Genomic DNA, 12,199 nt, shown 5'->3' on the forward strand with positions numbered 1-12,199 from the left:
GCGGGGGAATTAATTTTTTCCCTTTTCCCTTTTCCCTAGCCCCTAGTCCCTAGCCCCTAGCCCCTTTCCCCTAGCCCCTTTCCCCTAGCCCTAAAAAAATGAAATTGCATTTGGTAATTGCTTTAATTAGCGGCATTTTAATGGGATTGACAACCGCGCCAGTAAATGCTTGGCCTTTGGCGTGGATCGCCCTAGTGCCCCTTTGGGTTTTGGTTGTCAGCTACGAAAGAAAAAAGGCAGAAGAAAAAAAAGCAAAATTATCTTTTTTCCCATTTACCTTTTTACTTTTGCCTTTATGTTGGGGAATTGGTTATCACGGCACAGCCTTATTTTGGATAACGGGCATTCACCCCATGACCTGGTTGGGAGTTCCCTGGTTACCCAGCTTACTAATTACAATATTCTGCTGGACATTCATCACCCTTTGGGGAGCAGGATTAGTTACTGTTTGGGCAATTGGATTTAGAACTATTTTCGATTTAATCCCAAATTCAAAATACCCAATCCAAAATACTTTAGTTCGCCTCCTTATCGGCACAGCCTTATGGTGCAGTTTAGAAAGTTTTTGGAGTTCCGGTTCTTTGTGGTGGACATCTCTTTCCTACACCCAAAGTCCCCACAATCTCGCCATTTTGCATCTCGGTCAAATTTCCGGGCCCAACACCATCACAGCCGCAATCGTTGCCGTTAATGGATTAATTGCCGAATTGGGCATTGGCAAAGAAAAAAATAATTTTGATAAAGTAATTTTGTCTAAATTAATTATTGTAATTAGTTTGTTAGCAGGTTTACATATTATCGGTTTTGTGCTATACAGCCGTCCTCTAATTCAACCGCCGGAAACAGCATTAAAAGTCGGCATCATCCAAGGCAATATTCCCAACAAAATCAAATTCAATTCCGCCGGATGGTATCGTGCGATCGAAGGCTACACGATCGGCTATCGTACCTTAGCGGATAAGGGAGTTGATGCAGTTTTAATACCAGAAACAGCTTTACCTTTTATCTGGACAAATCCCGATCGAATTCCGCGTTCCTTTTATACAGCCGTTTTGGAAAAAGGCGCAGTTGCGTGGGTGGGAGGTTTTGGCGAGACGGAACGCAATTTAACCAACAGCTTGTTTACCGTCACAGCCAGCGGCGAAATTTTCAGCCGTTACGACAAAGTAAAATTAGTACCTTTAGGCGAATACATCCCCTTTGAGGAATATTTGGGAAGCCTCATCGATAAGCTTTCCCCATTGGACGCCCACCTAATTCTCGGAAAACCAAATCAGGTGTTCGATACACCCTTCGGTCGTGCTATTGTCGGAATCTGCTACGATTCTGCCTTCTCTGAGCTTTTCCGGCGACAAGCTGCCAATGGCGGCGAATTTATCCTCAGCGCTGCTAACGATGCCCATTACAAAGAATCGATGATGGCTCAGCACCACGCTCAGGATATCATGAGAGCGATCGAAACCGATCGCTGGGCTGTAAGAGCCACAAACACAGGCTATTCAGGCATTATCGACCCCCACGGCCAAACCCAGTGGTTATCCAAAATTAATACTTTTGAACTTCATGCGGCAACAATTTATCGGCGGCAAAGTCAAACTTTATATGTTCGTTGGGGAGATTGGCTAACACCCCTGTTGTTACTACTCGCCGCACTCATTCCGGCAGTAGAATATCTTCTTCAAAAAAAGAATGATAATTAATAATTGCTAATTCCTCCCCTCTTCCCTCTTCCCTCTCCCTCTTCCCTCTCCCCTCTTCCCCGACGCCCTAACCCCTATTCCCTAGCCCCTATTCCCTAGCCCCTCATTATGACACTTCCTCTCAACACCTATTTCGACGAAAACTTCTATCGTCTCAACAATTTAGATGTTTTTGGCGCAATTCTCAAAGGACAAATTACCAGCGCCTACGATCATTTCGTTCAATTTGGTGCGAGAGAAAACCGTACCCCCAGTCAGGTATTTAATGGCAACTATTACCTCAGCTTGTATCCCGATGTCGCCACAGCTGTAAACAACAACACCTTTCGCAGCGGCTACGACCATTTCCTTCAGTTTGGTGCCAGGGAAGGTCGCGACCCCATACCAGAATTTAACAGCGGTTATTACCTCCGCCGATATCCAGATATAGCACCAGCAGTAAACAACGGCACCCTTCGCAGCGCCTACGATCATTTCCTTCAGTATGGCACTAGAGAAGGTCGCGACCCCAGCACTCTATTTAATACCAGTCTTTATCTCAGCCAAAATCCAGATGTTGCTGCTGCTGTAAGCAGAGGAGAAACTTCTGCATTTGAACACTATATTTTGTACGGCAAAAACGAAAACAGACCCGGTGTACTTACTAATAGTTTTAACATTCAGTTTGACTATAGTTTCGATACCAATGGTTTCTTTAATAACTCAGAAAGAAGAACTCTTTTAGAAGCAGCCGCCGATGTTTGGGAATCTTACATCCAAGACGAATTTACAAATGTCCGTGCAGGCACTAAATTTAGCTTAGCTAACCCTCAAAATGGAGCATTTGAAGAAGTTACTTTAACATCTGACATTGACGACCTGCGAATTTACCTTGGCGCTGCGCCTACACCCTTTGGTGATGCTACCGACGCTTTGGCCGCATCATCAGTCGAAGGTTACGATGCTGACGGAAGTATTTACAATGCCAGGTTAAATGGCTCTAAATTTCAGCCCTTTGTCGGTAATCTCTCGTTCAGTTCCGCAACAAACTGGTTCTTCGATCCCACACCCAATACATCGAATGATATTCCCAACGGAACTACTGATTTCTTCAGCGTTGCTTTACACGAAATCGGGCATATTTTGGGAATTGGGCCATCAGCAATTTTTCAACAATTAGGTGCCGGAGCTTCCTTTAAAGGCCCCAATGCCGTAGCTGCTAATGGAGGTCAGCCAGTTCCGCTTGAAGAAGACTTAGGCCATGTCAAAAATGGTGTTTTAAGTGACGGTCAACCAGTACTGATGGACCCGACCTACCCGAATACTCGCATTGCACCGACAAGGTTAGATTTAGCACTTTTAGCAGATATTGGCTACCGAATTCCCAACTTTCAACCGCAAGGTTCGCTATTACCGATATCGACTTCTAATGATGACACAATTTTTGGCACGGTTCTATCTGATGTCATTAACGGTAATGCAGGCAAAGACTACTTACTTGGAGATGCAGGTGTTGACTTGCTTAGGGGTGGTGCTGATGATGACATTGTTTCTGGAGAAGATGGCGACGATATTCTGTTTGGCGATCGAGGAAACGATCAAGTTTCAGGGGGTTTGGGCGACGATTTGCTCATAGGTGGCCCCGGTAATGACGACCTTTTTGGCGGTGCTGGTCGAGATCGGTTTATCTTTGAAGCAGGTCAAGATCGCATCGGCGATTTCGTTGCAGCCGACGATATTGTACAAGTAGCTCGCAGTCTTGGTTTTACTAGCGGTGCTAATGTTTTCGGGGCAATTACTAGCAGCGGCTCGACTGATGATGGGGGTAGGTTTTCTATCGTGACGCTGAGTGCAGAGAACATAATTACTATCTTCCATAATGGCGCTCTGACAGCAGCCAATTTCACTGTTGTTTGATTACGCATACAGCGTTTTTTAGGTGGCTTAGCTAAAGATAAACCCGGTTTCTTGAGAAACTGGGTTTATGGAGTATCAATAGTAGTATCAATAGTAGGTTGGGTTGAGTAGAGCGAAACCCAACACCACCAAACTAATACAGCGGCTTGCAGTTGGATGAAGTACAGGCTATGGGTCGAGATCCCCGACTTCTTGAAGAAGTCGGGGATCTGTATACCTCACTCACCCGAAAAGTGCTGTAAGTTGGGTTTCTCGACTCTACTCTATCGGATGTTGACCGTAAAAAGGTAGCGCTTCCGACCAATGGGGACGCAATCCTTTTTGCCAATCTAAATAAGCGAGTGCCAACACATTGGCAACCGATGCACCCAGTTTGGCTGGCGCGGCAATCAAATGATAGGAATTAGGCCAACTTTCCAAAGTCTTTTGCCATTTTTCCGGCTTCATCACCGTATCTGGCAATACTTCATTTAAACCGGAAGCATTGGGCAATACTTCATAGATAGCAACAAACACTTCACCGCGATGGGCGGGTAATTGAACTGCGATCGTCTTTTCTTTTGCCTCTGTCGCTAATGACTGATGACACACAGCTGCCAAAGTCGAAATCGCAAACAAAGGAATATCTAACTGTTGGGCAAGGGTACGGGCAGTAACTACACCAATGCGAGTGCTGGTAAAGCTACCAGGGCCTTTTGCCACCGCAATAAACCCCAACTCAGACCAGGTTTGCGGTTTGATAAACTCAGCTAAGTGGGCGTGCAAATAGCTAGATAAGTCAGTCCCCAAGTCCCAAGTTTGACAGCGGGAATTATCTGCAAAATTGCTAATCGCCATACCAACTTCGGGACTGGTAGTGTGAAGGGCAAGGGCGTATTTTTTTGGGTCAAGATGTACAGGGTTATAAGTCAAGGTTAATTATTTACGATTTATTAACTAAATTGACAAATTACTCTACAGAAGCTAGTATACAAAAAAATGTGAGTAATTGTATAGGCTTTATAAAAATGAACAATTTTATTCCATTAGAAATAGAAGGAAAAGACGATAAAGTCTATATAGAAGTAGTACCCCTAGAGAAAGCTGCTGGTATTCAGCAACGATCGAATAAAGACAGTGCTGTGGACAAGCTTACAGAAGCTGACTTTAGACAAATGATTCGCAAGGCCGTTTTGCCAGCTTGTCAAACTTTTGTAGACATTTGGCAAGAACTCAATCAGCCGATGAAGGCCGAAAGTGCCGAAGTAGAATTTAATTTAGGTTTCACTGCCAGCGGTTCTGCTTTCATCGCACAAGCATCCGGTCAAGCAAGCTTCAAAATCAAAGTTTCTTGGAAATTTGAGCAATCCTCTCTTCCTGACACCTGGCCTCCCGGAATAGTGGAAAACTTAAAAAAAGATCTGCAAGTGTTGGAGTCTAAAACTAGGGAAGCATTGGAACTTTACGAACAATCTCAAGAATCAGCCTATGAAAATAACGTCAAGCAGCTAAATCTTGTTCAACAAGCTGCTTTTAGAGTAAAAGAGTCTTTGAATAAATCATGACTTATGCCCTCAATTCATGAATTGAGCGCACATTTAGCTACTCTGCGTAAGTTTTATAAATAAAAAATACTCAGGTGTAAGTATGCCAATCGATCGAAGTAGACTTATCGCTGTTAATTCAGACATTAGATCTCTTTCACAACGGCTGGGAGCGTATCGAATTTCGGTTGAAAATTATTATTTAGCTAGGTACGGTTGTATTCCGGGAGCGCCTCCTCCACGAGGATGTCCTCCAGGCCAAGGCCCTTCCGTAGGAAGCGAAATCGAGCAGCCCATTGCGGAACTGATTGACTTAATTAACCAACTTGAAAAGTACATTCAGCAATTAGAATTAGTAGATAGAATTGGCAACTAGATTGCTTTAATGAATAGGTAGAGAGAAGGATATCGAACTTTTTCGATATCCCCTTAAGCTGTAGTTATGCTTAACATGATTTCTTTAGGTTACTCGGCACTTCCCGATTAATATTTTTGTGTAGTTTACATATTAGCTTTTTAAATTCCTGCGTAGAGTAAATAAAAGAATATTCTGGCGTTCCTTCAAAAGGATTTTTGTTTATTTGTTGTATATCTTTATTAGTTTGTTCTAAATATGTGACCTGCTTGTTCGGATCTAAGTTATTAAACTGTAACTCTAAATATTTCATAAAATCATTTTGGAACTTGAGTTTTTCTGGGCTTTTTTGGTTTAGATACCAAAGTTTAGCATTGATCTCTGTAAGGTAGTACAGTGAATCGGAATAAAGTTTTCTATTTCCCTGCTTGTTATTAGCTACATATCTTAGCTTCTCCAATGCTTGTTTCCAATTTTCCAACCTATCATAACAAACACCCATGCTGTAATAAATATTGATTTTAAGCTTAAGATCGTTCTCTATCTTTTTAAATTCTTCAAGTGCTTTTGCACAATCATCACTCTTAGCAAGTGCCAATCCTAAGTTATACCTCGCTTCTACTGTTTCTTGAATTTTTAAAGCATCTTGAAAAAGTAAAATGGCATCGGTATATTGGCTTTTTTCAAGATAAATCCGACCTTTTGTAATTAATAAACTATCTTTGTTAGGACAATCGTTGATAATTTTATTAACTTGAAATAAGGCAGATTCGTAATTACCGCTTGCAATTTCATCGCTGATTATATTATTAGCGCTATTAATGCGACCGCGAGAGCATTTATCGAAATTTTCTAAGGTTTGTTTTAAGCCAAAAACAGATAAAAATGAAACCCCTCCCATCAAGGCAATAAGTGTTGGAATAGTTAATTGCCGTAAGGTAATTTTGTTACCGACTTTTAAGGCTTCAGCTAAAGCACCGCTTTTTAAGACAGTGGAAATTGATATTGCCAGCCCACCGTTTAAATCTTCCGAAGCTACAATTATGCCAACAGCCCTGTAATTACCTTTTTTATAAACAAATATAGGCGCACCGCTTTGCCCGCCTTCAATACGCTGGGCATCTGAAAAAGTTTCCAAACGGATTAACTTTTGGTTGCCAAGCTTACCACAACGAGCAAATGCGGTAATTTCACCTCGAATAGGTGCCCCGTAGAAATCATCATTAGAAAAACCAGGACTGAGAAATTCGTCTCCTGGCTCAAAATCTGCCTGCAAAGGAGCTGGACTAAGTGGAATATCTTCAACTAGAAGTACAGAAAAATCGTTACTTTCCGAATCACCTTCATAAATACAAGTTACGGGTCGATCGAGTACTCGCACATTCTTCCAACCTCCAGCATCTTCGACGACATGGGCGCAAGTCAGCAAATGCCCCTCATTTGTAACGAAAAAGCCTGTTCCCCAGGTTTTTCCTGCTGTATCTTTAACCCGAACCGTTGATTTCTGGACTGCTTCAAAACTCTCTAGCCGCTTTCCCATTTTGTAAACCGTAGAGCCTGTTCAGCTAAATCCATCCTATACTTTCTCTTTTATCTACGCCACCAAACACTAAATTTCTGGATTTTTTGTCACTATTTGTCACTAAAAGACTGATTCGCCATTTGGGATCGAGAATGATAAACCGAGTTTCTTTTGTTGCAAAGGTTGATATTTGCTTGTTCCAACCCAAAGAAACCCGGTTTCACCGGATGGGTCTTTCAGGTTTATGGGGAAAAATGTTTGTTTATGTTACAAATGTGTGCAATGGTGGGTGACGGCACGGGGACTTAAATTATGGGTTGAAAGTTCTGAATTTATTACCCGTGCCTAATCCACCCTACGATTAGATAAGTTGTTACGATCGCCACAAAAATCAGTTAGCGTTCTATTGAGAACTATCCTCAAGTTGGCACCAACTCGCCCGGACGCAATCTCGCCCATTTACCCGTCTCCTGCTTAAAGCTGAGGCAACCCACAACATCCCACTCCATCTCAATATAATCTTCACGGGTACGGATATTGACGTTAATGCTGGGTTCGTTAGCTTCAAAATCCGGCGTTTCTGTCAGGTGAGGTACCTGATGCTGCGTTTCTACCGCGTGGTAGGTGGTGCAGCGATCGACATAATGGCAGTTAATGCAAATACACATAAGAAAGCTCCACTGGCTTTTCTGTTAATCTAGCTTAGGCAACACAGCGATCGGTTAGTCGCTTGGTTGATTTTTGTTGCAATCTATGCAAGAGAATTGAATGAACCGCAAAGACGCGAAGGATGCAAAGGCAGAAGATCGGGAACTTTTGGCGTTATCTCCGGATAGTTGGCCGTTTAGTTTGGCATTGCTACCAGTGCCTATTTATATGGTAGGCGGTGCGGTGCGGGATGCGCTTTTGGGAAGACGCCGAGAATATCTGGATCTGGATTTTATTGTGCCCAGCGATGCGGTGCAGACGGCTAGAACGATCGCAAATCATTATCAAGCTGGATTTGTGGTACTCGACGCCCAACGACAAATTGCCAGGGTGGTATTCAAAGATGCTACCGCCGATTTTGCCCAGCAGGAAGGCGATAGTCTGGCAACAGATTTGCGTCGGCGCGATTTTACTGTGAATGCGATCGCCTTTAACCCCCACACAGGCGAACTTATCGATCCTCTACAAGGTAATGCGGACTTGCAACAAGGCATTATCCGTATGGTATCGCCTGCCAATTTGGAAGACGACCCTTTGCGCCTATTACGAGCTTACCGTCAAGCTGCCCAATTGGGTTTTGCGATCGAGGATGAAACGCGATCGACTATTCGTCAATTAGCACCTTTACTCGCACAAATCGCCGCCGAACGAGTGCGGGTAGAATTAGGTTATCTCCTCAGCAGTCCTCAAGGAACTCCCTGGTTAAATGTTGCTTGGTCAGATGGGATATTGCGATCGATTTTGCACGACGATGTAACGGCAACTAATTTAGCGCTAGTCGCCCAAATCGATCGCGCTAGTGCAAAAATGGCCGAAATTTGGCCTCAAATTGGCGTGGAATTGTCTTCTGGTGTGCCGGGATTAGCAGCAGATTCCAAGCGTACTTGGATGGCGATCGCTAAACTTACTTGTTTGCTAATCCCAGCAATTTCGCTCTCGGAAATTGATGAGTTGAATGTCAGTTTGAACTACACTCGCGCTGACATTCATGTGGAGAATTCCTCTGTTGAGGATTTTCTGAAAGAAATGAAGTACAGCGTTGCGGAAATTCGCGCTGTTAATACTATTCTCAAATTTTTACCCCAATTGCGAAAAGCACCGATGTCTGTGCGAGAACAGTATTTTATGTTTCGGGAAGTGGGAGTTGTCTTCCCCGCTTTAGTTTTGGTAGCTGTTGCTGTTGGGATACCAATCGAAGGGATAGCAACCTTATGCGATCGCTATCTTACCCCTTCAGATCGAGTCGCCCATCCTACTCCTCTTGTCACCGGTAAAGACTTAATGCAAGCCCTTAACCTGCCATCTGGCCCACAAATCGGTCAACTCCTCACTGCTATTCAGCTAGCACGCATCGAAGGTAGAATTTCTACAGCAGCAGAAGCTCTTGAATTTGCAAAACTTCATCAAAAAAGCTAGCAAAACATCAGTTTTGAAACAGAGGATACTCCTATGGCTGACTCAACAGAAAAGGTAACGAAACATCACGAAAGTATCCTCTATATAACGATCTACTCTTTCATCGGCTTCTGCGTCTTTACTTTCCTGATTGTTCTGGGTGTTTTTTAATACAGCGCTTTGCGCTGTTATGAGGTACACCCTAGAAACCCGGTTTTTCCAAAAAACCGGGTTTCTAGGGTGTACCTCATTACAGAGGGAACGGCTGTAAGTTCCGTGGAAATTCAACTGATTTTACGGGGGCAGGTAATTTTACCTGCCCCCTTTAAGTTTAGGATTTATATCAATAAGTTATATCAAATTTTACCTGTGGCGATCGCACTACTCCACTCTACCAGTAATACTTGGTACTAAGTACTCATGCAAGCTCTGCAATTTGCGATCGAGTGACTTGTGCATCTTTAAATAACAAAAAGTTTAATGCGATCGCTTGCCATTTCACTAAGTAATTCCCAGTAGCTAATAGAACAGGCTTGGATCGGTAGTATCGAAAAATTTAAAATATTACACGATATTTTAACTGTCATCTTTTTTACGTGCAACTTGTCAAACAAGCTATCTCATCTATTTCAAAAAACTGAGTCTATAGTTTTTATCATCTAATAATTTACGAAAAAAGCTGGCCAGCGTTTACCAGACTTCTATTTACTCTGAATTGCTTTTATTAATTATCTCTAACTGACGCTCATCTCAGCTAGCAAATTTTAGAAAAGTCATTTAATTAAGTATTATTCCATAATCAAAATGTTATGACATTAAATTACATATCATTTTTTTACAAGCGTTAATTGCCTGACTATTGCCGATGCAAAATGTAGAGAATAAAATGGTGAAATCTCACCATCTTAATGGTCTATATGCAGCCAAAACCTATCTAATTTGCTTCTTAGGCGTTTGGCGATCTCTTTTGTTCGATCGACACAAAAAACATAAAAATTTAAACGCTCATTAGCGATAAAAGAGTTTGAAAAAAGTTTCAAACGAGTTTTGGCTGAGCGATGGGGTGTTGGTGGATAAAGTCTTTGATTAATTAGCCATTAGTATGATGCGAGTTACCAGGCATGATTTTGCATAGCTTGGGTACTCTTTATCGACCATACTTAATGACTAATTTTGATGTAAGTAGTTCAAAATTACTCGCTTTAGGAGCAACCAATCATGGCATCATTTACAGGCGATGATAACAACAACCAAATTAACGGTACAGCAGAGGAAGATCGAATTAGAGGATTAGACGGTGACGATCGATTAATTGGCTTAGGCGGCGATGACGAGATCTTTGGAGGTGTCGGTGCCGATACCATCATCGGTGGCAAGGGCAATGACAGAATTCTCGGCGATACGACCGGCACTCCTTTCGGCGGACCGGGCGGCATCGGCACTAGCCAACCTAGCACACGCGCCAGCAAATTTAACCGCGACACGACTTTCAACAACATCATCATTGGCAGCCTGACGGAGCGTGTTTCATCCAACGATTTGATCCAAGGAGGCACCGGTGATGACGAGATCCTTGGAGAATCGGGCAACGATATATTATTTGGCAACGAGGATAGCGATCGCATCATCGGCGGCAGCGGCAACGATTCCATCTTCGGCGGTACAGAGAACGACACCCTCGTTGGTGACAGCGGCAACGACTTTATATTAGGTGAAGACGGCGACGACAACATCAGCGGCGTCTCGGATAACGACACGATCCTCGGCGGTAACGGCAACGACGTAATTGACGGAGGGTCTAGCAACGATTTTGTCAATGGTGAATTAGGCAAAGACCTCGTATTTGGTGGACTAGACGCAGATTCACTTTTTGGCGGCGACGACAGCGACAGCCTTTTTGGAGAAGAAGGCAACGACTTCCTCAGCGGTGACGATGGCGATGATGTGCTTTCCGGCGGCAGTGAAATCGATACCATTTCCGGTGGGAACGGCAACGACTCGATCGACGGTGATGACGGTAACGATATATTATCTGGTGGCAACGGCAACGATCGAATCTTTGGTGACGTTGGCAACGACCTACTCATTGGCGACAGAGGTCTCAACACCCTGCAAGGCAGTAGCGGCAACGACACGCTCATCGGCGGTTTGGACAGGGATCTGCTGGATGGCGGTTCCGGCAATGACCTGTTAATTGCCGATCTCGGTAGCGATACCCTTTTGGGTGGTACCGGTGACGACGCACTCATCGGCGGTGAAGAAGAGAACCTCCTCGATGGTGGAGACAACGACGACCTGCTTGAAGGCGGCGATGGTGCAGACACCCTCAATGGCGGTGATGGTGCAGATACGATGCAAGGTGGTGTCGATCCAGATCTGCTTGACGGTAGCGGTGGCGACGATCTGCTCGTCGGTCAAGATGACGCCGACACCCTCAATGGCAGCTTTGGGGATGATATGCTGATCGGCGATAACAGTGAGGATCTGCTTGCTGACGGCAACGATATTCTCAACGGCGGTAGCGGTAACGACAGCTTAATTGGCAACGCTGGCGACGATTTCCTCGATGGGGGATTGGGCAACGATATACTGACAGGCGGTATCGACCTCGATAGCGATACCTTCTTCTTTACTTTTGAGTCGGATGGTTTGGGTTCTCTGTTCGGAAATGATATCATCACGGATTTCGATCGCGGCTCAGACATTATCGATCTCAGCGACCTACCTTTAATCGCGCCTAACTTTAGTGTCCTCGACACCAATGGCAACGGCGTACTTGACGAACCTGATGGTAGTGTGACTTTTGTGGAAGGCGGGACACTCATCAATGTTGTTCCGGCTTTAGATCCTGTATTCCCGCTACCGGTCGATGGAGTTGCTACAATTTTTGTCGTAGGCGTCACGGATCTGGCTGCCAGTGACTTCAACTTTTTCTGATTTCCACTCTATTAAGCTTGCAGAGACGTTTCGCGAAACGTCTCTGCACCCCAATGTTAACTGATTCGCCGGGAAGTCCCCCGCTATAATCGCTTCGATTTAGCGGCGGGATGAAAGGCGGGAAATTGGAGGAACGGAAATTTCCAATTTTTCCTAATGTCTT

10 protein-coding genes are annotated in these 12,199 nt (G+C 44.0%); 7 read left to right on the forward strand and 3 right to left on the reverse strand.

Annotated elements, in window-relative coordinates; all coding sequences use genetic code 11:
- Nucleotides 1-98: 98 nt before the first annotated feature.
- Both lnt and H6G03_RS35210 read left to right on the forward strand, forming a co-directional pair.
- Nucleotides 99-1,700, forward strand: a complete 1,602-nt coding sequence (gene lnt, locus H6G03_RS35205) for an apolipoprotein N-acyltransferase (protein ID WP_190475239.1) — start codon at nt 99-101, stop codon at nt 1,698-1,700.
- Between the two features lie 108 nt (nt 1,701-1,808).
- Nucleotides 1,809-3,596: a hypothetical protein gene (locus H6G03_RS35210; RefSeq protein ID WP_190475241.1), complete on the forward strand. Its 1,788-nt coding sequence runs from the start codon at nt 1,809-1,811 to the stop codon at nt 3,594-3,596.
- A 258-nt stretch (nt 3,597-3,854) separates the two neighbouring features.
- Here H6G03_RS35210 and tsaB read toward each other — a convergent pair whose 3' ends face one another.
- A complete protein-coding gene (gene tsaB, locus H6G03_RS35215; protein ID WP_190475243.1) occupies nt 3,855-4,508 on the reverse strand; it encodes a tRNA (adenosine(37)-N6)-threonylcarbamoyltransferase complex dimerization subunit type 1 TsaB in 654 nt (217 codons plus the stop codon).
- Between the two features lie 95 nt (nt 4,509-4,603).
- On the opposite strand from tsaB, the gene H6G03_RS35220 reads away from it, so the two are divergent.
- Complete coding sequence (locus tag H6G03_RS35220; RefSeq protein ID WP_190475245.1) at nt 4,604-5,140, forward strand: CU044_2847 family protein; 537 nt, start codon at nt 4,604-4,606, stop codon at nt 5,138-5,140.
- Between the two features lie 82 nt (nt 5,141-5,222).
- Complete coding sequence (locus tag H6G03_RS35225) at nt 5,223-5,495, forward strand: hypothetical protein (protein WP_190475247.1); 273 nt, start codon at nt 5,223-5,225, stop codon at nt 5,493-5,495.
- Nucleotides 5,496-5,565: 70 nt separating this feature from the next.
- On the opposite strand, the gene H6G03_RS35230 is transcribed toward H6G03_RS35225, so the two are convergent.
- Entirely contained in the window at nt 5,566-7,014 is a 1,449-nt protein-coding gene (locus H6G03_RS35230; protein WP_190475249.1) for a tetratricopeptide repeat-containing S1 family peptidase, read from the reverse strand.
- A gap of 401 nt (nt 7,015-7,415) precedes the next feature.
- Nucleotides 7,416-7,664 carry a Ycf34 family protein gene (locus tag H6G03_RS35235; protein WP_190475250.1) on the reverse strand — a complete coding sequence of 83 codons (249 nt, stop codon included), beginning with the start codon at nt 7,662-7,664 and terminating at the stop codon, nt 7,416-7,418.
- 100 nt (nt 7,665-7,764) lie between these two features.
- Here H6G03_RS35235 and H6G03_RS35240 point away from each other — a divergent pair, with 100 nt between their 5' ends.
- The 3 genes from H6G03_RS35240 (at nt 7,765) to H6G03_RS35250 (ending at nt 12,036) form a co-directional block, all read left to right on the forward strand.
- Nucleotides 7,765-9,120: a tRNA nucleotidyltransferase/poly(A) polymerase family protein gene (locus tag H6G03_RS35240; RefSeq protein ID WP_190475252.1), complete on the forward strand. Its 1,356-nt coding sequence runs from the start codon at nt 7,765-7,767 to the stop codon at nt 9,118-9,120.
- Nucleotides 9,121-9,339: 219 nt separating this feature from the next.
- Entirely contained in the window at nt 9,340-9,513 is a 174-nt protein-coding gene (locus H6G03_RS35245) for a hypothetical protein (protein WP_190475254.1), read from the forward strand.
- A gap of 804 nt (nt 9,514-10,317) precedes the next feature.
- Nucleotides 10,318-12,036 (forward strand): calcium-binding protein, encoded by a 1,719-nt coding sequence (locus tag H6G03_RS35250; protein WP_190475256.1) that lies wholly within the window; start codon nt 10,318-10,320, stop codon nt 12,034-12,036.
- Nucleotides 12,037-12,199 lie beyond the last annotated feature (163 nt).

It is taken from the genome of Aerosakkonema funiforme FACHB-1375, assembly GCF_014696265.1.
GTDB lineage: Bacteria > Cyanobacteriota > Cyanobacteriia > Cyanobacteriales > Aerosakkonemataceae > Aerosakkonema > Aerosakkonema funiforme_A.

Bases quoted from the DNA above. Each gene is read 5' to 3' on its own strand.
- lnt (WP_190475239.1), top strand. From the start codon at position 99: ATGAAATTGCATTTGGTAATTGCTTTAATTAGCGGCATTTTAATGGGA.
- H6G03_RS35210 (WP_190475241.1), top strand. From the start codon at position 1,809: ATGACACTTCCTCTCAACACCTATTTCGACGAAAACTTCTATCGTCTC.
- H6G03_RS35220 (WP_190475245.1), top strand. From the start codon at position 4,604: ATGAACAATTTTATTCCATTAGAAATAGAAGGAAAAGACGATAAAGTC.
- H6G03_RS35225 (WP_190475247.1), top strand. From the start codon at position 5,223: ATGCCAATCGATCGAAGTAGACTTATCGCTGTTAATTCAGACATTAGA.
- H6G03_RS35230 (WP_190475249.1), bottom strand. From the start codon at position 7,014: ATGGGAAAGCGGCTAGAGAGTTTTGAAGCAGTCCAGAAATCAACGGTT.
- H6G03_RS35235 (WP_190475250.1), bottom strand. From the start codon at position 7,664: ATGTGTATTTGCATTAACTGCCATTATGTCGATCGCTGCACCACCTAC.
- H6G03_RS35240 (WP_190475252.1), top strand. From the start codon at position 7,765: ATGAACCGCAAAGACGCGAAGGATGCAAAGGCAGAAGATCGGGAACTT.
- H6G03_RS35250 (WP_190475256.1), top strand. From the start codon at position 10,318: ATGGCATCATTTACAGGCGATGATAACAACAACCAAATTAACGGTACA.